The sequence below is a fragment of the Sphingobacterium sp. Lzh-3 genome (genome assembly GCF_046764375.1).
In the GTDB taxonomy this organism is placed as follows: domain Bacteria; phylum Bacteroidota; class Bacteroidia; order Sphingobacteriales; family Sphingobacteriaceae; genus Sphingobacterium.
This window is the reverse complement of sequence record NZ_CP177226.1, coordinates 3,184,187-3,205,499: the sequence shown is the minus strand read 5'-3', so window position 1 is coordinate 3,205,499 and position 21,313 is coordinate 3,184,187. Positions and strand designations below refer to the sequence as shown.

At 38.2% G+C, this 21,313-nt stretch carries 26 protein-coding genes; 12 read left to right on the top strand and 14 right to left on the bottom strand.

Annotation, left to right across the window (positions count from 1 at the left end):
- Positions 1-6 precede the first annotated feature (6 nt).
- From ACLCDV_RS13400 to ACLCDV_RS13390, 3 genes are all read left to right on the top strand, one after another.
- Complete coding sequence (locus ACLCDV_RS13400) at positions 7-1,074, top strand: nitronate monooxygenase (RefSeq protein ID WP_317666598.1); 1,068 nt, start codon at positions 7-9, stop codon at positions 1,072-1,074.
- A gap of 158 nt (positions 1,075-1,232) precedes the next feature.
- Positions 1,233-1,805 (top strand): Crp/Fnr family transcriptional regulator, encoded by a 573-nt coding sequence (locus ACLCDV_RS13395; protein WP_317666599.1) that lies wholly within the window; start codon positions 1,233-1,235, stop codon positions 1,803-1,805.
- A gap of 78 nt (positions 1,806-1,883) precedes the next feature.
- Positions 1,884-2,273, top strand: a complete 390-nt coding sequence (locus ACLCDV_RS13390) for a RidA family protein (protein WP_343566566.1) — start codon at positions 1,884-1,886, stop codon at positions 2,271-2,273.
- Positions 2,274-2,323: 50 nt separating this feature from the next.
- Here the strand turns inward: ACLCDV_RS13390 and ACLCDV_RS13385 are convergent, their stop codons facing one another.
- The 3 genes from ACLCDV_RS13385 to ACLCDV_RS13375 form a co-directional block, all read right to left on the bottom strand.
- Entirely contained in the window at positions 2,324-2,461 is a 138-nt protein-coding gene (locus tag ACLCDV_RS13385; RefSeq protein WP_411971370.1) for a winged helix-turn-helix transcriptional regulator, read from the bottom strand.
- Positions 2,462-2,545: 84 nt separating this feature from the next.
- Positions 2,546-2,863 carry a nuclear transport factor 2 family protein gene (locus ACLCDV_RS13380; protein ID WP_317666602.1) on the bottom strand — a complete coding sequence of 106 codons (318 nt, stop codon included), beginning with the start codon at positions 2,861-2,863 and terminating at the stop codon, positions 2,546-2,548.
- A 21-nt stretch (positions 2,864-2,884) separates the two neighbouring features.
- Positions 2,885-3,676 (bottom strand): SDR family oxidoreductase, encoded by a 792-nt coding sequence (locus ACLCDV_RS13375; protein WP_411971369.1) that lies wholly within the window; start codon positions 3,674-3,676, stop codon positions 2,885-2,887.
- A gap of 128 nt (positions 3,677-3,804) precedes the next feature.
- Here ACLCDV_RS13375 and ACLCDV_RS13370 point away from each other — a divergent pair, with 128 nt between their 5' ends.
- On the top strand, positions 3,805-4,170 hold the full coding sequence (locus ACLCDV_RS13370) for a helix-turn-helix domain-containing protein (protein WP_333575287.1): 366 nt from the start codon (positions 3,805-3,807) through the stop codon (positions 4,168-4,170).
- A gap of 168 nt (positions 4,171-4,338) precedes the next feature.
- Here ACLCDV_RS13370 and ACLCDV_RS13365 read toward each other — a convergent pair whose 3' ends face one another.
- Positions 4,339-4,659 carry a hypothetical protein gene (locus ACLCDV_RS13365; RefSeq protein ID WP_411971368.1) on the bottom strand — a complete coding sequence of 107 codons (321 nt, stop codon included), beginning with the start codon at positions 4,657-4,659 and terminating at the stop codon, positions 4,339-4,341.
- 340 nt (positions 4,660-4,999) lie between these two features.
- On the opposite strand from ACLCDV_RS13365, the gene ACLCDV_RS13360 reads away from it, so the two are divergent.
- The 3 genes from ACLCDV_RS13360 (at position 5,000) to ACLCDV_RS13350 (ending at position 7,747) form a co-directional block, all read left to right on the top strand.
- A complete protein-coding gene (locus ACLCDV_RS13360) occupies positions 5,000-5,230 on the top strand; it encodes a hypothetical protein (protein ID WP_411971367.1) in 231 nt (76 codons plus the stop codon).
- A 79-nt stretch (positions 5,231-5,309) separates the two neighbouring features.
- The gene (locus tag ACLCDV_RS13355; protein WP_411971366.1) at positions 5,310-6,305 is read left to right on the top strand and encodes an SDR family oxidoreductase; all 996 of its coding nucleotides are present in this window, start codon (positions 5,310-5,312) and stop codon (positions 6,303-6,305) included.
- A gap of 530 nt (positions 6,306-6,835) precedes the next feature.
- Complete coding sequence (locus tag ACLCDV_RS13350) at positions 6,836-7,747, top strand: Rpn family recombination-promoting nuclease/putative transposase (protein WP_411971365.1); 912 nt, start codon at positions 6,836-6,838, stop codon at positions 7,745-7,747.
- Positions 7,748-8,584: 837 nt separating this feature from the next.
- Here ACLCDV_RS13350 and ACLCDV_RS13345 read toward each other — a convergent pair.
- The 6 genes from ACLCDV_RS13345 to ACLCDV_RS13320 form a co-directional block, all read right to left on the bottom strand.
- Positions 8,585-9,523: a proline dehydrogenase family protein gene (locus ACLCDV_RS13345; RefSeq protein WP_411971364.1), complete on the bottom strand. Its 939-nt coding sequence runs from the start codon at positions 9,521-9,523 to the stop codon at positions 8,585-8,587.
- A 14-nt stretch (positions 9,524-9,537) separates the two neighbouring features.
- Positions 9,538-9,942, bottom strand: a complete 405-nt coding sequence (locus ACLCDV_RS13340) for an NUDIX hydrolase (RefSeq protein ID WP_411971363.1) — start codon at positions 9,940-9,942, stop codon at positions 9,538-9,540.
- 93 nt (positions 9,943-10,035) lie between these two features.
- Positions 10,036-10,821 carry a PhzF family phenazine biosynthesis protein gene (locus ACLCDV_RS13335; protein WP_411971362.1) on the bottom strand — a complete coding sequence of 262 codons (786 nt, stop codon included), beginning with the start codon at positions 10,819-10,821 and terminating at the stop codon, positions 10,036-10,038.
- A 31-nt stretch (positions 10,822-10,852) separates the two neighbouring features.
- Positions 10,853-11,218: a DUF4406 domain-containing protein gene (locus ACLCDV_RS13330; RefSeq protein WP_411971361.1), complete on the bottom strand. Its 366-nt coding sequence runs from the start codon at positions 11,216-11,218 to the stop codon at positions 10,853-10,855.
- Positions 11,219-11,279: 61 nt separating this feature from the next.
- Complete coding sequence (locus ACLCDV_RS13325; protein ID WP_411971360.1) at positions 11,280-11,861, bottom strand: Crp/Fnr family transcriptional regulator; 582 nt, start codon at positions 11,859-11,861, stop codon at positions 11,280-11,282.
- A 400-nt stretch (positions 11,862-12,261) separates the two neighbouring features.
- Positions 12,262-12,978, bottom strand: a complete 717-nt coding sequence (locus ACLCDV_RS13320) for a mechanosensitive ion channel family protein (protein WP_411971359.1) — start codon at positions 12,976-12,978, stop codon at positions 12,262-12,264.
- Between the two features lie 125 nt (positions 12,979-13,103).
- On the opposite strand from ACLCDV_RS13320, the gene ACLCDV_RS13315 reads away from it, so the two are divergent.
- The 5 genes from ACLCDV_RS13315 (at position 13,104) to ACLCDV_RS13295 (ending at position 17,447) form a co-directional block, all read left to right on the top strand.
- Positions 13,104-13,484 (top strand): CPBP family intramembrane glutamic endopeptidase, encoded by a 381-nt coding sequence (locus ACLCDV_RS13315; RefSeq protein ID WP_411971358.1) that lies wholly within the window; start codon positions 13,104-13,106, stop codon positions 13,482-13,484.
- A gap of 50 nt (positions 13,485-13,534) precedes the next feature.
- On the top strand, positions 13,535-14,212 hold the full coding sequence (locus ACLCDV_RS13310) for a hypothetical protein (RefSeq protein ID WP_411971357.1): 678 nt from the start codon (positions 13,535-13,537) through the stop codon (positions 14,210-14,212).
- A 572-nt stretch (positions 14,213-14,784) separates the two neighbouring features.
- Positions 14,785-15,684, top strand: coding sequence for a helix-turn-helix domain-containing protein (locus ACLCDV_RS13305; RefSeq protein ID WP_411971356.1), 900 nt, complete (start codon positions 14,785-14,787; stop codon positions 15,682-15,684).
- Between the two features lie 124 nt (positions 15,685-15,808).
- Positions 15,809-16,561: an SDR family NAD(P)-dependent oxidoreductase gene (locus ACLCDV_RS13300; protein ID WP_411971355.1), complete on the top strand. Its 753-nt coding sequence runs from the start codon at positions 15,809-15,811 to the stop codon at positions 16,559-16,561.
- A gap of 46 nt (positions 16,562-16,607) precedes the next feature.
- The gene (locus tag ACLCDV_RS13295) at positions 16,608-17,447 is read left to right on the top strand and encodes an SDR family oxidoreductase (protein WP_411971354.1); all 840 of its coding nucleotides are present in this window, start codon (positions 16,608-16,610) and stop codon (positions 17,445-17,447) included.
- Positions 17,448-17,590: 143 nt separating this feature from the next.
- Here the strand turns inward: ACLCDV_RS13295 and ACLCDV_RS13290 are convergent, their stop codons facing one another.
- The 4 genes from ACLCDV_RS13290 to ACLCDV_RS13275 all read right to left on the bottom strand — a co-directional run bounded on the left by ACLCDV_RS13290 (position 17,591) and on the right by ACLCDV_RS13275 (position 21,246).
- On the bottom strand, positions 17,591-18,133 hold the full coding sequence (locus ACLCDV_RS13290; RefSeq protein ID WP_411971353.1) for an isochorismatase family protein: 543 nt from the start codon (positions 18,131-18,133) through the stop codon (positions 17,591-17,593).
- A gap of 1,257 nt (positions 18,134-19,390) precedes the next feature.
- Positions 19,391-20,116 carry a hypothetical protein gene (locus ACLCDV_RS13285; protein WP_411971352.1) on the bottom strand — a complete coding sequence of 242 codons (726 nt, stop codon included), beginning with the start codon at positions 20,114-20,116 and terminating at the stop codon, positions 19,391-19,393.
- A 379-nt stretch (positions 20,117-20,495) separates the two neighbouring features.
- Positions 20,496-20,903: a GNAT family N-acetyltransferase gene (locus tag ACLCDV_RS13280; protein WP_411971351.1), complete on the bottom strand. Its 408-nt coding sequence runs from the start codon at positions 20,901-20,903 to the stop codon at positions 20,496-20,498.
- 85 nt (positions 20,904-20,988) lie between these two features.
- Positions 20,989-21,246, bottom strand: coding sequence for a hypothetical protein (locus ACLCDV_RS13275; RefSeq protein ID WP_411971350.1), 258 nt, complete (start codon positions 21,244-21,246; stop codon positions 20,989-20,991).
- Positions 21,247-21,313: the final 67 nt, after the last annotated feature.

The following is a 21,313-nucleotide window of genomic DNA, read 5'->3' as shown; positions in this document are numbered from 1 at the left end:
ATTCATATGTGGACAAAAACAAAATTCACTAAACTTCTTGGAATAGATTTACCCCTCGTTCAAGGTCCCTTTGGTGGAAAATTATCCTCGGAGGATCTTACAGCACTAGTTTCAAATAAGGGTGGATTGGGATCTTACGGTGGGCAGCCTTATGGTGCTGCCGAACTAATTTCTATTTCTAGAGGCATCAAAAAATTGACCGCAAAACCATTTAACATTAATCTATGGGTTAATGGTCAAGATGCTACGGCAGGAGATTTTGATGAAAGCAAGTTCCAGCAAGTTATCAAACTTTTGGAGCCATACTTTGAAGAGGTCGGTGCAGAACCACCCACATTTCCTTTGCAAGGTAGCCCTAAGTTTGAAGAGCAGATTGAAGCTATTTTTGAGATAAAGCCAACGGTTTTTAGTTTTGTTTATGGCATACCCGCTGAAGCAATTTTGGAGAAATGCCGGAGCTTAGGGATCATAACGATAGGAACTGCTACTACGTTAGATGAAGCTATCGCGATAGAACATGCAGGAGTAGATGCTGTGGTAGCCACAGGATTTGATGCAGGTGGGCATCGGGTTTCATTTTTGGATAAACCTGAGGAAAGTTTAATAGGAACGTTTTCATTGATTCCGCAAGTCGCGGATACTGTAAAAATCCCTATTATAGCCGCTGGCGGTATTGCCGATGCCCGTGGGGTAAAAGCGGCAATGGCATTAGGTGCCGATGCGGTGCAAATAGGAACTGCTTTTCTGGCTACCCGGCAATCTGGAGCAAGTAAAATACATCGTGAAAAATTATTCTCAAAAGAAGCCCGTTATACAACATTGACCAAAGTTTTTACTGGAAGGTTATCACGAGGAATAAAAAACCGCTTGACAGAGGAGTTAAAAGAATTTCAAAATAGTTTTGCCCCTTATCCATTACAAGGGAAAATAGTTGGTAAACTGGGAGCGTATCCTGCAAATTCCGAATCGAATCCTGAATTGAAATCGTTTTGGGCAGGTCAGGCAGCCTCTATTCTCCAATATCATGATGCAGAAAAATTGATTGCAACTATTATTGCTGAAATGGAAAGATAATATCCCAACTACTGTCTACCGTAACGCTCAAGCAAAGTGCTCAGGCTATTCGTGCTGATGCTATTATTGGGCTTAACGTAGATAATTAGAATTTTTGGAATGGGTTGAAATAAATTAAAAACAAACTAAAATCAGCCACAATTGGTACCTATCACCCAATGGAAAATAAATATAATTTATTAAAAGAACATATAGAGAACGTTGTTGCGCTTACCGAAGAAGAGTTTGCATTTATAAGAGCATGTTTTATTTACAAGCACTATAAAAAATCTGAATGTATTTTTAAGGAAGGCGAAGAGGTAAAATATCTATACTTCGTATTGTCGGGGCTTCTTAAACTTTATTATACCGATGAAAATATTAAGGAGCATATTGTTTCATTTGCAATGGAAGATTGGTGGGAAACGGACGTTTCTGCCTTTTATACAAATGGAAATGCTTCATTTACTTTGGAATGCCTAGAGAACACTGAATTACTATGTCTATCGTTGGATGATTTTGATCGATTGTGCAATCATTTACAAAAGATGGAGCGCTTTTTCCTGCGCAAATCAATTGCGGGCCATATAGGTTCGCAGCAGCGCATCCTATCTTTTTTAACTTCAGGTGCCAAAGAAAGATATGAGCAGTTGATTGCCCGAAATCCGGCATTGATACAAAGAATCCCAAAATCGCTGCTTGCTTCTTACCTAGGTGTGTCCAGGGAAACGTTAAGTCGCCTGTTTTCCTGATTTTATTAAATTGTGAGGTTTGTCACACGGGGTTATGTAAAATTATCGGGAGCTTTGTCTCACAATAAATTTACAACAATGGAAAAGAAAGTAATCAATCCCTGGAAATGGCAGGATGCCAGAAATTATGTGCAGGCAGTTGAAGTTAAACATGCAGATTCAACTTTATATGTATCAGGACAATGTGCCATTAATGATGAGGGAATATCGAGTATTGCTGATATGAGAACGCAGATTTTTCATACTATTGAAAATCTTGAAAAAGTTATTCTACAAAGTGGTTATGAAGTTAAAGATCTTGTCCGACTAAATATCTACACCACCGATTCTTCTGAATTATTTGAAAACTTCGATGTTATTCAACAGTGGCTTAGCAAAAATAAAGTACAGCAGAGTAGTACAGTGTTGGAAGTCAAGGCACTTTTTGAAACTTTAAAGATAGAACTTGAAGCAACTCTTGCCCGATAATTTCGGGAAGAGTTAACATCGAAAAGTGATTGTTGGAAAGTAATTGATGCTCACCCCCCCCAATTTCCTAGTGCTGAAATAACGGGGATTAAAGTCTTTCCAAATTCTGTAAGACTGTATTCCACTTCAGGTGGTACAAAAGGCGGGGTGAAAGGTAAAAGCTGAACACCTGTTAAATGCAGGCGCAACGGTGATTATTGCGGCGAGCAATGATATCAAAAAAAGCTGGAGTAAATACTTCAGCTTTTTTTGAATCTAATTTTTTTATTATTCTATTCAGTAATGTTCAGTGATTGAATAAGGCCATTAGACAACTGAAAGTGGAATTTTAAAATGACTGGACTTCCAGGAAAAGACCCATCAATTTCCGCAGATAGAATATTTTCCTTTTCGTCATAAACCAATGGCTTCATAGAAGCTTGATACTCCTTATTGGATTTATCCATCCATTGTTCAATTTCTACTCTTCCGTTATGGGTTTTGCCTTCGTCAAAGACTACGGCAGTTTCTGTAAAGCATCGGACATAGGCAGCACTATCGAAATTGTTCTGTGCTTTTACTAACTCGGAGATTACTGTAGGTAAGTTCATATTTTCTATTTTTAAATTATATTAAATTGTTGGTACTGTTCCACCATCGATTATATATTCAGTTCCTGTTAGATAGCTGGCTCTCGGTGAGACAAGGAAACCAACGAATTCAGCCACCTCTTTAGGTTCAGCGGGTCGTCCGAAGGGGATTCCACCCAATGCATCCATTACACCTTGTTGCGCTTCTTCTACCGTACTGTTGGCGTTTCTTGCAATTTCACCCAGCCATGCTTCCGATGCTGTGGTATTAATCCATCCAGGTGAAACAGTCAGTACACGAACACCTTTCGGTGTCACTTCATTCGATAAACTTTTACTGTAGTTTCGCAGTCCTGCCTTTGCTGCGGCATACGGCAAAGTCGAATCATACAGTGGCAATTTGCCCTGAATTGACGCTATATGGATGATAACGCCTGTTTTCCGATCGATCATCTGCGGTAAAAATCCTCTATCTAGACGAATCGGAGCCAAAAGATTAGTCTGTAGCGTAGATTCCCAATCCGCATCGCTTAGCGCTGCAAACCCGCCTGCGGGGGTTGATGAGCCTCCAAGATTGTTTATCAAAATATCCAGTCTTCCATAGTTCGTAAGGATCTCGCTGACCACTTTTTGGGTACCTTCTGCATTACTCAAATCCGATGCGATGAAATGCAGGTTACTGTTTTCTTTCTCAGGTGCGTTTCTTGCGGTTATTATAACTGTTGCACCTGCCTGTAGCAGTCTTTCTGCAATTGCTCTTCCGGCACCTTTGGTACCGCCGGTCACCAAGGCTATTTTGCCTAATAATTCATTGTTGAAATTAAATTGTTCCATTTTTACAAATTGTTTATAGGACAAAATTGGGCTATAAAAACAGTTGGCACAAGTACGGAATTACGAATCATATAGGGATAAATTATTCCCCTATTGTGCAAATCGGAACATACCTTTAATTTTGGAATATGTATGAGAGAAAAATAATTCCGAACCTGAACTGTGGTCTTGACTTGATCGGTGAAGTACTTTACGGCAAATGGAAAATACGTTTGCTCTGGTTTATTGATCAGGGATATCAACGACCAAGTGAATTGCAGCGTAAGATCCCAGATGCTTCGCGTAGGGTTTTAAATATCCAGTTAAAGGAGTTGGAAGATCATGGACTGATTACAAAGAAAATATACCCCGTGGTACCTCCAAAAGTTGAATATAGTCTTACCGAATTCGGCAATACTTTGATTCCCGTTATTGCCGTATTGGGAAACTGGGGCGATGAGCATCAAGAACGACTGCGTTCTGTGATTTTAAATCGTTTTAATTCGGAAAGCTAATATACATCATTACTGTCAAAAATAATGCTTATTCTATTGCCAAAAACTTTTATATGGGGCAATTTTCTGATGCTGCTGGAATTTTACTGATTATCTGTTTCCATTTGTTGGATAAGGAAAATCATATCATTATTATTAGATAATACTGGCCCGTCCGCACTTTGTTTCTTAAATCGTCGTTTCATTTAAATCTGATGGTGGATTTCGCGGTTCAACCGGAACGTCTTCCGCATCATTTGCTTCTTCGTCGATTTCCGGCTCATCTAATTCGGGAACTTCTTCTTGTCCTTCGAGATCGATTTCTTCTTCCTGGTCTAAATCATCCTGATCAATTTCAGGTTCATCGAGAGGTACATTTTCAGGCAATTCCTCTTCCGGCTGTTCCGGGATATCGGTCGGAAAATCTTCTGGACCGATCTGGCTTATTAACGCGAATGCAACAAGCAGTATACCTTGACGCTGCTGATGCTCTGATTGGTTTTTATCCATCTTTTTTTGTTTAAGTTCATCTAATAAACATGTGCAGTCACGATATAGTTAGTAGAATTAGCACTCAATCGAAACCGGTTTTTACTTAAATATGATGCACTTTATGCAAAGCATTTTCATCGCATCCAGAACGTGGTTTTACTTTTTAAACTGTATATATGCGTGTTTTGGCGATTTCGGAGCTGTCGGATGAACGAATAAACTTTTCCCTCTGTTTATTTAACGAGCAATGTGATGAAGATTTGACAACACTTGCCGATACAAATCTAAACTCAAAGACGAAATAAGAATAAAACAAAAAGAGTTAGAAATTTTTAAATAATCACTAAACATGGATATTATGGCATTAACGACAGGAAATGAAGGTGAAATCACCAAAAAAAATGAAAACCAAACGTCTAAAGTTCCTTCCACGCTATTTTTAGGCGCAGCACTGCTTTCTATGGGCATATCGGCCGCTTTGAAATGTATGATGCACGATAAAACCGCCTTGTTTGTTGGGCAATGGGCGGCGCCATTTCTACAATTGGGCATCTATAATAAAATTGTAAAAACGGAGGGACACGATTAGCTATGCTATTAAAAAAAGAAAATTAGCATTCGATAGCTGGGCTCAACCAAGTTGAGCCTATTTTAAAAACGATGAAATTATGGAAAATTTTAAAAAGATCAATCGGCGCCGGGCAATCGGCGCGTTAGGGACCGGAATTTTTGCATTTAGCCTTACCGGCAATTGGAGTAATGCAGCCACTCCGCAGATAGCTTATAGGGAAGATGATCCCATAAATAAATATCCTAAACCTCCTTTCAAAGCGCAGTCACAGCCTTGGCCCGGGCTCTGCAGTAAAATGGATCCACGACCAGATCACGGCGAAAAATCCTACAAAGGATCAGGAAGGCTAAACGGGCGAAAAGCCTTAATTACGGGGGGTGACTCAGGTATGGGACGTGCAGCTGCCATCGCATACGCGCGGGAAGGGGCCGATGTGGCAATTAACTACCTCCCCGAGGAGGAAGCAGATGCACAAGAAGTCATTGCGCTGATCAAAGAAGCTGGTCGCAAGGCTGTGGCAATTCCGGGCGATCTTCGAAAAGAGGAGTTTTGTAGGCAACTTATTGAAGATGCTGTTCAGCATCTTGGTGGACTGGATATTCTCATAAATAATTCCGCAAGGCAGCAAACAAAAGCTTCGATAGCCGATATTACAACCGAAGAATTTGACGCAACGATGAAAACGAATATTTATGCGCCTTTTTGGTTAATCAAAGCGGCTCTTCCTCATTTAAAGGCCGGCGTCGTTATTATTGGGACCACCTCTGTTCAAGCGGCAGATCCTTCAGCGGATCTCTACGACTATGCGCAGACGAAAGCGGCAACAACCAATTATATACGTTCTCTGGCCAAACAATTGGGCCCGCGAGGCATCCGGGTCAATGGTGTAGCGCCAGGCCCAATTTGGACAGCGCTACAGGTGAGTGGTGGAGCGACCCAAGAGAAGCTCGTTAACTTCGGAGGCGATACACCATTGGGTAGACCTGGGCAACCTGCTGAGCTAGCATCAATCTATGTGCAGCTGGCAGCTGCTGACGCTAGTTATGCAAATGGTCAGATTTATGGCGCTGCTGGCGGCGGTGGTCAACCTTAGAGACAATCCCCAGATCATGGGGATTTATTGTTGTTTTTTGCTCCGGTCACTTTGTTTCTGTTTTTTTTAATAGAATTTACTCTTATAAAGGCATGATTTTTTTGAGCTGCATGGATGGCGTGGGGCCATTGGTGATTGCCCAGCGGAGATACCCAGATTTAATTCTATTTCTTCTTTGCGGGTAACTCGGGCACTTGAACAAATCTTAGACTGGTGGGGCAAACCGCTTTGTCTTAGCGTAGATAATGAGCCTGAATTCACCAGTCATCATTTTGAACTCTGGTGTCAATAACTTTCAAGAGATTTATCTATTGTCCACCTTATTTTTGCACTAAATTCCACTTGCACCAACAATTCTTTGTTTTCAAAAAAAGTAAGTTGATTATTTTCACTAAAACCTATGCTGAAATTCTCATTAATTGGAAGTATTATCAATTTAAGTTACTTGTCTACCTATGTTTTTTGCTAATTATTTTAGTAGTTTTTAATTTATTGTTGTATATTTGACTGATAACCAATTAATAAATATTATGGCTAGATCAAAAAAACATTTGGGTAGGTATGTAGATCCTCGTACTGATTTCGGTTGGAAATTTTACTTTGGTAGGGAGGACAACAAAATCTTACTGATTGAGTTTCTCAATAGTCTATTTCATGGAGAGAAGATAATTTCGGATCTAAGATATAAACCTGTAGAACATGATGGTGATTATGAGGAAATGCGTCGTGTTGTATTTGATTTACATTGTATCGGCAGCGATGGTGAGGTTTTCATCATCGAGATGCAGCAGCTCTTTCAAGAATTTTTTAAGGACCGTGCAGTGTACTATACCTCACGTCTCATCAATAAACAATTAGCGCGAGGTAAGAAGGGTAGTGATTATTACCTACCGGAGGTTTACTTTATTGGTATTTTGGAGTTTAATATGGATAGAAATGGAAGTACCGGTATATCCCGTATCACAGAGCGGCCTTATTTCTATGATGTTGCGCTTTGTGACAAATTGACCAAAGAAATATTCTATGATAAATTGGGATATAAAATGATTTCGCTTCCATTATTTAATAAACAGCCAGAGGAACTAAAGACAGTTATGGATCAGTGGTTGTACTTACTTAAACACTTGAGTACCATGGATAGATTGCCAACATTTTTGGATAAAAGAATATTTGGTCTTATCTTTGAGATAGGAGAGATAGGTAAACTAACGGAGGAGGAACTCATGTCATACGAAGCAAGTTTAAAACATAAGCGTGATGCTGAGAGCGTATTTAACTCGGCCAAGAAATCAGGAGAAGCTTTAGGTCACGCTAAAGGTCTAGCAGAAGGAGAGCGGAAAAAAGCTCTTGAGACTGCTAAAGCATTTAAGGAAATGGGGCTACCTATAGCTGATATTGCTAAGGGCACAGGACTTTCTGTCGAAGAGGTCGAAAAACTCTAAGTTTCTTTATTTTGGATGACTGCCCCCCAATAGATGAATGGCAACCACCATATTCAGTTGGGGTTCACAAAGGGTTGCTATACTGTTATAAAGTCTTTTTATTGTTAATTTGTATTAATTGTTATCTTAAATCTTTAATAACATCTTTCAATTTTTCAGGATTATTCTCGAAAGCTTTTATTTGACCTATATTGACAGCTGTAAATGAAAGGTGCGGACAGTTTGGATCGCTGATCCTGTTTTCTCCCTTTACCTTTAAATTTCTATAGATGTACACGGGGGCAGTATCCTCCTGGGAATTCCCCTCCAACCAAGAAGTGAGCTAGACATAATGACTTTTCGATTTTGCTTGTCTAAACAATCCGGGCAGGCAATGACCCATCTAGTTTTGGTGATACTCATAACTATGATGCTTTTGATATTGTGGTAGATTGTTCCATTCAACCGATATCTTGGCCTTAAATTGTATGTAAGGCTATTTTAATCGTTACTTTTGGATGATCATAAGTCATGTTTGACTTTAAAATTAACTTTCTAATTTGGCAAATTGCGTATATTTATATTTAAATTTGAAAACCTTGATAACTGTAAAAAGCTTTCCTGGAAGATTAATCACGACGTCAGATAATATGTGGGATTTACACACATCGTTTCGCTTATTTCTAAGTTCACTTAGACCATTAATACCAGACTCTTTAAATCCTTTAACCTATTTTCTCCATGTCGGCCTAGTTATTTTGAAAGGATCTATATGAATCCATATAATAATTAAATTAATGAAATAAACTTTGTGTAATAGAAAATTCATCGTTTTGATGAACTTTCTATTAATAATTGCTATTTTGATTCGACAATATCCTGCAATGCTCGGAACAAATTTAATGGATATTCCGCTAATCTGTTGCAGAGATAAAGATACCATTCGTGACCGTAAACGAAATAGAGTTTTGTTGGATAGCCTTCATCTTTCAATTGGGCCAATTGATCGGTTTGGATTCCGAAAAGACTTTCAAACTCGTAGAGCTCTTTATTTGGTTTTAGGGTATCTATAATTTTTTTTACTTCCTGTTGTATTTCATGATGATGGGTTGCGATGGAACAGGGGTGGCCTTTTGAAAGTAGCTGTTCGACAAAATAAATATAGCGGTCATTGAGTTCCTGTCCACGTGGTAGGGACAGTCCTTTAGCAGTTTCAAATGCTCCTTTAACGATACGGATACGTCCCCTTTCATTACACATTGCTTCAAAATCATCAGTTGTCCGATGGAGGTAGGCTTGTAAGGTAATGGACAGGTTTGCATACTTCTTTGAACCATTTTGATAGAGTTTCAAAATGCGGTCAGTTCTCTCTGTTCCTTCAGCACTAATAATAACTTCCCTGTCCTTTGCTGTTTCACATATTTTAGATAAGTGCTCATAACAAAGACTTTCAGAGACTTCTAGTCCAATGTGCGAAAGGTCCAGTGAAATCGTGGAATTGAGATTTTTTTGCTCGATCGCTCTGCAGCTATCCAAAAATTCATCCGTCGCTTTTGCAGCTTCCTTAATAGATCGAGTGCTTTCACCCATATACTCGATCGAACACTTAAAACCGGTATCATTTGAATCTTGTACTTTTATTAAAGTTTCCGAAAGATTTTCACCGCCAATGTATCGGTCAGCGGCTTTCTTCATTAGCTTGTAGAGTGCTTCGTTATTTAAAACATAAGCTTTTGCATCTTCATTTAATGCAGCTTTCCTTAACGCTTCAGCACCGATTGATAGTAATTGTTCCATCTAATAATATTAAATTAATGTATAAGCTTCAAAGCTTTTAACTTATCCAATATGAGCTTTACAACCGCTGATGTTCGATCCCTATCCTGATAGGTTATCCATTCGAACGATGTTATTTCACTTGACGGTTCAGGATTTCCGGAATAATCAGCAAAATAACATGTCATCCTTACTGATATACCATCAGTTTTACCATCGGCAAGAGCTTCGAAAGTTTCAAAATATTGCACTGAATCTTCTTTGATTTGGACATTAAGTTCATCATGAATTTCTCTTTTTAAGCATTCTAAATCTGTTTCACCAATTTCTCTCTTGCCTCCGGGTAGATATAGCTTTGATTTTGAATGGGAAAGAGCTGTTAATACTTTCTTTTCAACTATGCAGATTAAAGCAACTTTGTCAATAATGTAATCTTTCATCTTATAAAATTAATAAATTTAAAATGGGCTGTCCGCTAGTCTTTGTGTATGTGCCTTCAGATTGATTTTAAGCTATTTTTATTGACAATGAAATTAAATCCAAATGCGTCCAACAGAATATGTTCTTGCCTTACCAGTAATAATTACACGATCAGGCTTGTTTTCACAATACAACTTTCCACCTCTTTCTGATAATTGCATGGCAAAAAGCTTATCCTTTGTTAATCTTTTTGCCCAGAATGGTATAAGCGAACAATGCGCTGAGCCAGTAACTGGATCTTCAAGGATGGAAGACTGTGGAGTGAAAAATCTTGAAACAAAATCGCTGTCTGTCCCTGCTGCTGTTACTACCACGCCCCCCGGATCAAGATTGATAAGGTCGAAAATGGATCTGTCAATTCTGATATTTTTTATATCCTGCTCAGATTCATACAGTAGTACATAGTCTCTAGATTTGAATACCTCTTTTGGCTGAATATTTAATGATCTCTCAATAATATCGGGCAGGGCAGTAGGTTCTGGCATTCTGGAAGGAAAATCCATATAATAGACTCCATCTTCTATATATACGTCTAAAGGTCCGGCCTGGGTTTCAAAAATAATTCTATTTTTTTGATAGTTCTTGTGTGCAGCTAGGCAGTGGGCTGTTGCAAGCGTTGCGTGCCCGCATAGATCCATTTCAATCTCGGGCGTAAACCATCTCAGGTGTATAAAATCACCTTTATCGATAAAAAAGGCAGTTTCGGCAACCGCATTTTCACGGGCTATTTTTAAAAGTGTTTCGTCGGGTAACCAGTTTTTTAAAGGAACAACGCATGCGGGATTACCATGAAAAACCTGTTCTGTAAAAGAATCGACTTGATATATTTCTAGTTCCATGAATTACATTATTTGTTAGTAAAAGATTGGGTTAAAGAATTTCTGATATTGGAATTTCTTCTACGGAATGATAAATTTTCAGTCCTCTTTCCTGAGCTAACCGTACATCTTGATCAGCTCCTTTTGATTCTCCTTTGATTCGCAATATGGCATCGCATTTTTCGAGCATCCGATGTGCTATGGGATATTGGATTTCATTCCACTGCTGATCTCCAACATGTGTTGATCCGGCTAATTTTATCAATGGAAGTGCCATCCATTCACCAATGAACGGTATATGTCCTTTTCTAAAGATTTCTAAAGCAAATGATTCAAGGTTGTCAAGGTTCTTTTTCATTAAAACAGGATCATCGTTAGTGCCACCCCGATAAGGGCCGGCAATTAATATTAGCATCATATTTACATTCGTTAATTACTGCAAATTAAAGTGGTCTATACCTGAAAAAAAATAAACTACTTTAAGCGTTCTGTTTTTTTCGCTTGATCATACTTAAAAACTCCGGTGTGATTCCTAAATATGAAGCAATTTGTTTTTGCTTCACTTTATTGGCAACATCCGGATATTTATTCAGGAATATGTCAAAGCGTTCTTCGGCGGTTAGCGAGAGATTTTGAATCACACGCAATTGTTCCCTTATATAGGCATTTTGCATCAAGATCCTAAAAAAACGTTCAAATTTTGGTACTGTTAAATAGAGTTTTTCCAGATCCTTTTTTTGCAGTTGATAGATGATGCTATCTTCAATAGTGTCAATGGTAAGCATGGCGGGAAGTGCATTTATAAAGCAGTACATATCTGTTATCCACCAGTCTTTTATGGCAAACATAATAGTCGATTCTCTGCCGGACACATCAAGGTAGAATGCCCGTAATGCTCCAGTATCAACAAAATAAATGGAATTACATAATTGTCCCTGAGTTAATATCATACTTCTGCGCGGTATTTTTACTTTTTTTAATAACTCAAGAAATTGTGCAACTTCATTATCGTCTAATGTTATGTGCTTAGCAATATTCTCCAAAATTAACCCATGTTCCATTCTTATTCTATCTTAATCAAATGTAGTGATTTTTGTTTTTTTGTTCAGCTTATCATATTGGAGATTTCTATACCATTGATCATCCAGATGGGAAATACCTTTACCGTTCAATACGGATAATTTTGGCCATTTAAATATTACGCTGAGAGGTCACAAATCCATTTTTCTTCAACTTTGGACCAGCTATTACGATATACTGTTGCTATCTGGAATTGCTTCACGAAAAAATAAATATTTATCCAAAGAGGAAATAAGAGTAAACAGTGAATGGTAATGAATTATAATTCTCACGCTAACCAAGATTGAGTAAAGTAAACTGTGCAGTTAGTGATTGTAGCTGCCCAGCGGCAATAAGATTGAAACCACTGGGCAAACCTAGATCGCAACAGAGAGGTCGTTGTTAGAAGCGGGGCTCCATTGCACCGAGCACCCTCAGGTCATCAGATGCTGGCAGTTCAAATACCTGCAGGTGAAAGTGCTTAATGGCAGCAAGTAAATGGTCAAAAATATCGGCCATCGTATCTTCGAAATAGGCCCATTGTGTCCCCTTGGTAAACATGTAGAGTTCCAGCGGAATACCGTATTCGCTAGGGGCTAGCTGACGGACCAATAAAGTAAGTTCCTGATGGATATTGGGGTTATGTTTGGCATAGGCGAGTACATAGGCCCTGAACAGGCCGATATTGGTCATCCTGCGACCATTGACGGGCGAGGAGCTGTCTGTATGCCAGGTTTTATTGTACTCGGCAATCTCGCGCTCCCTTTTTTCGATATAGGGAGCCAACAGCCGGATCGTTTTTAATGCCGTGATTTCCTCCGCACTGAGGTAGCGCACCGAAGACATTTTAATGTTCAATGCCCGTTTTATCCGACGGCCACCAGTCTCCTGCATCCCACGATAGTTTTTAAATGAATCGCTCAGTAGGGTATAGGTCGGAATGGTGACAATGGTCTTGTCCCAGTTCTGTATCTTCACATTGTTGAGGTTGATCTGCAGCACGTCGCCGTCCACACCGTATTTGGGCATTTCTATCCAGTCTCCTACGCGGACCGAGTCATTTGCCGACACCTGAATACTGGCCACAAAGCCCAGGATAGTATCCTTAAAGACGAGCATGAGGATGGCGGACGCCGCCCCAAGAGAGACCAGAAAGGACCAGGGCGAATTGCCGGTCAGCAGGGAAACGACCAGTGTACCGATCACAAATATTAAAAAGATCTGTACTCTTAATCATGATTGAAATGGCTTTAGGGAATGGAATGGTAGACATCCAGAAGTTAAATGCCATTTCTTCATTGACACCCAGAACGACAATGTCGAGAATTATATTTATTCTGATGGGGTTGGTTGCCGGAATCTCAGAAGAAATTGTCTACCGGGGATTTGCAATAAGGGCGCTTTCAAGCAATCAGATTAATAAGTGGTTATCCGTTTTAATAGCAACCATACCGTTTATATTTCAGCACGGCTTAAAATCAATTGATCAGTTTTGGTGGTTCATGTCCTGGGGCATTGCTTTTGGAGTGTTATTTATAATACTAAAAAAGCTTAATATTTTGATCATAATACACTGGCTTGTTATTCTATCTGCTATGGCCGCTATTTTACAGGTGGTAAATTAAAAACGATATTTAATAACAGTTTTTGTTATATTGTTTATTAAAATAAAATAATGGATTATCTACAGAAAATAAGACGGCTTTACAACCTCTCTGCAGAAGTAGATTTCGGCTATCCGGTTGAAGAAATCATAGCGCTTGAATTGAGATTAGGTATAATATTGCCGGCAGAACTTAAGAATTACTTTTTGAACCTGGGAAAAAATGAAGCTATCAACTTTTCCTACAACAGGCTTCTGACCCCGGCAAAAGAAATTGATTTTTCAAATGATGGATATCTGATGATCTATGAGGAAAATCAAGCTGTCGTTTCCTGGGGGATCAAAAAGGAGGACCTAAAGTTGGCCAGTCCGTCTGTCTGGGGAAATGCATGTACTGAAGAAAACCCTGACTGGTATTTGGAAACAGATTCTATCGAAAGCTTCTTTTTGCTGATGGCGGTCTACAACGGAACTTTCGGAGGTTTAAAATATCATGCCAACTATTTCGGAAATGTTGGGCCGGGAATTTTACAGGTAATCGAGAAGTACTGGACGACCGTACCTGAGATTTCTTATGAAGGGCAGAAAGTGTACACGGATGACTTTTATGAGCTAGTCAGTCTTTCATTTGATGAGAAAGGCAACTGTGAGGCGATCTTTATCGGTTCAAGTGATGAGAAACGTTTTGATGAGATATTGGATACGATTGTTGTTGACTGGTCTTATACTTCCTACGAAGATGAGGATTAAACGATGAATAATATGTCATTAGGGAACAGTTGTTTTTGATTAGTGATGCTGCTATTTTTCAAGTCGAGCGGATCAGGAAATTGGCATTATAGCTTGCGAATCAAGAACAAACAATTCTTGAAAAGTTATAAAATCAGCCCCAATTTCGGTAGTGGGAAAAATGAGCAAAAACATGCTCGTGAATTTGAGCAATAATACTGACTTCAATTGAAATGTTAATAGGATAAATCTATTATAGAAAACTATACATATTATATGGAGGTAAACCCTAACATCTATAAGCGGCGGAGCACAAATAATCAATATATTGTCCTTGCCCTTCTGCTTTCCTGTTTGGGGATCGGCTTTTTATTGTTAAGGGCACCACATATAGGAGCTTATATTTTCGCGGGGAGTATGCTGATGTTTAACTGCATTTTCTATTGACCTTTTATTGATAAACAAATAACCATCATTCAAGTAAGTTTAAGGATAATAACTATGGAACAGTAGGGATGTTATATAACTTCAAAAAGTAATTTAATAAAATCAGGTAAAAAAAGTATATTTAAACTTGATATTTTTAACATGTCATGAAACCCCATCTGTTCACCTCTATTGGCACTCTTTTATCCGCACTCGATTTGCCTGAGCCCCTGCATCCATTGGTAACTGTGGTAGAAAGTGTCCATTTGGTAGAATCCGGAAAGAAGCTTCCGGAAAAATTCATGTTGGATTTCTATATTATATCCTATAAAAATGATCCGACTGGTAAGCTGAAATACGGACAGCATTACTATGAGTTTGAAAAGGGGACCATGCTGTTTTTAGCGCCCCGTCAACTGTTGGCTGCAGAAAATAATCTGCAGCATGCTGGATACAGTATTCTGATCCATCCGGATTTCCTTAGGGGGTTTTCCTTAGACAATATCGCCAAGAAATTCGGTTTCTTTGCCTATTCCGTTCATGAAGCTCTACGCCCAACGGAGAGTGAACAGACGATTCTCGTTAATATATATGAAACCCTGGTGGGCGAAATGAAATCAAAATTTGATGATTCTTCACCCATTATCATCATTACTTTACTGGAACTGCTTCTGAACTACTGTGACCGTTTTTACAAGCGTCAGTTTGTTACCCAACAGGCTGCTGAAGGCGATCTGCTTGCAAGGGTTGAAAAATTGCTTAATGATTATTTCGATAAGGAAACAGGCTTACAAAATGGACTTCCAACAGTGAAATACCTTGCAGAGCAGCTTCATTATTCGTCCAGTTATTTAAGTGATATGCTACGATCCCTAACCGGAGAATCCGCGCAGCTTCATATTCAGAATATGATGATTGAAAAAGCAAAAGAGCTCTTATCAACGAGCAATTTATCCGTAGCAGAAATTGCCTATCAGCTTGGATTCGAACGGCCACAATCCTTTAATAAGCTCTTTCGTAAAAAAGTTGAAATTTCCCCGCTTCAGTTTCGTCGTTCCTTTGATTAAAAATAAAATTTCCCGTCTTTTTATCCGAATCTGCAATTTGGAAACAACATCCATTTATTTGGAAACATTTACCCTGTGAGATCATCGGACATTTGTTGTATCAATTTTAAAAAACAATTTTATTATGAACACAACAAGCAGAAGACTCGACGGTAGAGTCGCAGTAGTAACAGGAGCATCTAAAGGTATAGGTGCAGGAATTGCAAAAGCATTTGCAGATGAAGGCGCAGTAGTAGTAGTGAATTATGCATCTGATATAAAAGGAGCGGAAAACACGGTAAATGAAATCATCAATAACGGAGGCCGGGCAATTGCAGTGCATGCTGATGTTTCAAAAGTTGATGATATTAAAAAAATGTTTGAACTTACTCATTCAACATTTGGACGTTTGGATATTTTAGTAAACAATGCCGGTGTTTTTAAGCCTGTTGCCCTTGAACAGATCACTCCCGAAGAATTCAACCGACATTTTAGTATCAATGTCTTGGGAACCTTATTATGTACCAAAGAAGCACTTCATTACTTTGGAGAAAGAGGAAACGTTATTAACATGAGCTCAGTAGTTAGCGAAAGAGGTATTCCTAATTATGCAATCTATTCTGGTACCAAAGGTGCAATTCAAACTATTACACATGTGCTTGCTACAGAACTGGGACCTAAAGGAATCCGCGTTAATGCCATAGCTCCGGGGGCTATTTTTACTGAAGGAACACAGGCTGATTTCAGTGGAGAATTCGGGCAGGGTTTTGTAGATGCTACCCCATTGGGTCGTATGGGGTATCCTGAAGATGTTGCAAAAGTAGCGGTATTTCTTGCCAGTGACGATTCACAATTTGTGTCAGATGCAAGGGTTTTAGTATCAGGAGGTTTAAAATAAAACAATTTCAGGTCATTAATTTCCAAAAACAGCAAAATCAAAAAAAATGGAAACAAAAAATAAAGTGTGGTTTGTAACGGGTGCATCCAAAGGAATGGGGCTTACCTTAGTTAAATTATTATTAAGTAAAGGCTACAAAGTAGCAGCAACTTCGAGAAATGCAGCAGATCTTGAAAAGCAGGTTGGAGAAAGCGGTCCAAATTTTCTTCCGCTTGGAGTAAATATCGCCGAGAATGAACAGGTAAAAGAAGCCATAGAAAAAACGGTTGAAACCTTTGGTAAACTGGATGTGGTCGTTAATAATGCCGGATACGCTATTTATGGTGCCATTGAGGAACTTTCCGATCAGGAGTTTTGCCAGGCTATCGACGTTAACTTAATCGGTACTACCAATGTGATCCGTAACGCGATGCCTTATTTGAGAAAACAGGAAAGCGGGCATATCATTAACTTTTCATCCTCAGGAGGGTACAAAGGTTACGGTTCTTCGGGAGCCTACACAGCTGCCAAGTTTGCCGTTATTGGTTTAACCGAATGTCTGGCCGACGAGATTAAGCATTTAGGTGTGAACGCAACTGTAGTAGCGCCGGGATTTTTCAGGACTTCCTTTTTAGATAAAGGAGCCGAGATGTATGCCAAAACTATGATAGACGGATACAAAACAGATGGGATGAAAGCATGGATGCAGAGTATGAACGGTACACAACAGGGGGATCCGCAGAAACTCTCTCAAATCCTGATCGATATAGCGAAAATGAAAAATCCGCCTGTGCATTTACTTGCAGGACCTGATGCCTATCAATTGGTGCAGGAAAAAATTAAAGAAGACGAAGTGGAGAGAGAGAACTGGAAGAGCCTGACTTTTTCAACCAACCTGGATGATTAATTGTTAATCATGTATATAAGTAATAACTGAGGAAAGGAAACAATTCTCAGTTATTTGTTTTTGAGAGACGATATTGATGTTACATAACTCAAAAAAAATAAGACTGCCATCAGAAGATAGCAGTCTTATTTTTATATTGTCCTTTACTGTGCTCCATTTTCCTTTGCCCATGCAGGCAATGGCAGACCTCTTAATTTTGCTGATTCAGTTAAATATCCCGGATACAATTCTCTGGCATGCTGAGCCATTGGAGAAGACCAGTCCCTGAACCATTCCGCGGTAAGGGCAATTGTTGAGGTTGGTACGGCACCAGCCTGAATAAGTCTTCTCACTGCATTTTCATGTTCTTCAACAGATTTGTCACCAACAGCATCTTCAATAAACATGACTTCATAGCCTTCGGATAATGCGTGTAGAGCTCCAAAAGTCAGACAGGTGGAAGTAACAATACCGGCCATTACCAGCTTTTTCCGTCCTGTAGCTTTTATGGCATGTACTAAATTTTCATCTTCCCAGGCATCCATAGAATTTCGGTCAATCTCTTCAATACCCGGCAAAGCGGCTTTCAGTGCAGGTATTGTGGGGGTACCAGCACCCATTTTTACAGCTACAGTGCTAAGGATCACAGGGATGCCCAATTTAAGACTGCAGGCAAACCAAAATATGGTTAATAATAATTTATGCATTATAACTTTAATTAAAAATCGCTATAAACTGTGGAATCAATTAATACTTTTCTTATCTATGTCTACCGTATCGATTTCCTGTTTTAGCGTTCTTATATGTTCCTCCTTTATGAGAGCTGCCCTTACCACTTTTATATGTTCCACCATGACTAGTCGTATGTCTTTTCCCAGGATATTTTGTTCGAGCACTTAAATCTTGAAAAGATAAGGCGAGCACGATTAATGTGCATATAGCAATTACATTTTTCATGTATTTAATGGTTTCAAAATGAAGATTAGTTATTAAGACAATAAAAATACATAATTACTCAATTAATAACACTTTTCTGTCCTTTTCTCTTCCCCAGGAGACCTGCCACATTCTACCGTCTATTTGATCGAGAAGAATAAAATTAAAAATATTAGTAGTTGGGTAAAGAAAAAATCTACCATTCTTTTCTTCACCTTTATCTACTAAAGATATATCTGATAATGCTTGTATCCCATTGAACTTGCCACATTTGTCCATTTCTTGTATTCAATTTGATAAATGTAAACATATTTTGTGTAGGGAAAAGCTTGTATACAATTGTACTATCCGTAGAATTAATTTGAATAGGTGGGCTAGATGTATTTTGTGCAAAAGATTTTGCTATAAACAACAGCAAGAATAGTGTGATAAATCTTGTCTTCATAATAATTATTTTCTTAATTTGCCGAATAAGTAATTTCGCTTCTGACAGGGAATCATTATCTATTAATCTCTCCATTAGTGTATCACCAGTTTAGAGAAGCGAGATCCTTTATTATAACTGCGAAAATTAATATCATCAACGTACAAAAGAAAAGATGTCCCATGAGGAACATTGTCCGTTTTTTTCTAGGTTCTTCTTTACCTTTATAGGCCTTCCAACTGTAATATAACCCAAGTGGGGCTAAAACTAAAGTAATGAGATATGGTATTGCTACGAGCGCTTCATAAACTATTTTAAAACTCTCATTTACTGATTTTAATAACATTACTGTGAGGATTGAAATCAGCAATCCTATTCCATAAAATCTGAATAAACTTATAGATTTTTTTAAATAATGTGGTTTCTCAACTTCAGACATATAATTCATTTTACGATCGATATTTGTAATTTACTCAATTTTAATTCTGTTTTCCAAATTAGATATTGATAGGTTTTTCAAGCATAACAGATAAAAAGAACTTTTCATGTGTTTAATGAGATTTCAAATTAACTATGTATTTAATTTTCAGATTGAGTTATCAGCCTATAGTCGGAGCAGTTGTTTTTGTATATTCTCTTTATTTAAACCTAGATTTTCAAAAATTAAATTTGTTTCCCGTATATCTCTGAGCAATTTAAAAAAATCCACTTTCCCGTATTTTTTGATACCATATTCACAAACTATACTTGCCACTACATAGCTGGCTGGAAAATCATGTGTCCAATAAGTCCTGTCAAATATATTGGATTGACAAACTTTCCATATATCTATCCGATAGACTTCTTTCTTGAATTTGGTTTTAAGTTGCTCATAAGATAGCGTTCCGCTTCCGCCTAAATACGTAGCAAGTCCTTCATCGAAAAACTGATTTATCCCGGGAACAGCTTTTCTGATATACAGATGACTGATTTCGTGAGGATAATATTCCGAATTATTTGCAGACAATACATTGTTTTTATAAACGACGCCACCGGTACTATCTGCATACATCATCGGATGATATTGAAACCCCTGCATATTAAAAAACTCTTCTACTGTCGATGCAGAATAATAGGTTAAAGGGATCCTGGGAATATCAAAATACTGAGACATTTTTTTATTAAACTTTATCTGTGAATTGATGTCTTTATCAACGTTTTTTAATCTATTGCGACTTATATAGTAGGTAATTTCCTCTTTTTCTTTCTTTTGCCAGGTCTGCTCAGTAAAATGTAGATAAGATGAAATTTTTACTGTATCGTTATCGTATTTTGCTATTACATTGACCATAGCTTTTAGAAGAGGTTTACTGGATGAGATAAAACTGATCTTGACAATATATTGCTTCGGGCGCCCCACGGTATAATCTCCATTACGCAAGGATTGAAAGCACGCTGACCGTTGTTATTATTATCCATATTCTGCAAGAAAGAAAACGGACTTCCAAATCGATCAAAGTCAGATTTTTCACAGAATTTATACCTATTAATATTGGTATAGTCGTCCCTTACTCTTAAAAAACTATCGACAGTATTGACAATTTTTTGATTGACCGGTATATCTAAATCAACAATGGGGGACACCGCAATCGGTGGTGTATCCTGGCAATAACCGGATAATAATAAGGTTCAAAGGTTTAAAAGTATTAATAAGTATTTCATAATCAATTTTAATGATCACCACCGGAATAGATCCACATCGGCTCCGTTTGGCCTGCTCTTTCGAAGCCATTCTTTTTATAAAAGTCGATAGCTTCTCCATCAGCAGTAAGCATCTGCATATGGAAACCCTTATAGATCTCTTGCATTTTATCCATAATCAAACGACCAATCCCTTTACCTTGATAGGCGGGTAGTACTAGTAGATGCGGATAATATACCACGAGATACCCATCAGAAATGGCATTTCCTAGGCCTACTAATGTTGTACCATCCCATGCCGTAATTAGGGAATGCGAATTTAAGAGTGCTTTCATCAGTAGTTCTGGTTTTTCGGCTGCACTCCATTTATTGGCTTCATAAAGTTTTAGTATGTCGTTTGCGTTAAAATCTCTATTGACACTTAGCTGTATGTTCATATATTATTCTGTAGTTTTCGTTGGAATTTATAAGCAAATATTCTTCGCTAGTAAATATGCGAATATGTGAAAGAAATGTTTATTATTATTCATAAACTTTAGCTCCCTTGAAAATATCCGCAAATGTTGACCACGCAGCTTTCTCAGCATCTACATTTGCGTCTGTATTATCATAATACCCTTGGATATCTTCTGCGTATGAGGCCAAAGCCTCCAGAAAGTCGGGTAAGGTTTTGTTTTCCCAAGTTTCAGGATGCTGGAGGAAATCCAGGCGCAACAAATCAAGAAATTTGATGAAGCTTTGTTTGTCTTTTACTTTCAATTCATATAATTGATTATCCATGTATTTTTACTTAATTGATTATAACATTTTTACTAGTTTAATGAATAAATGTCCTTTATTATCAATT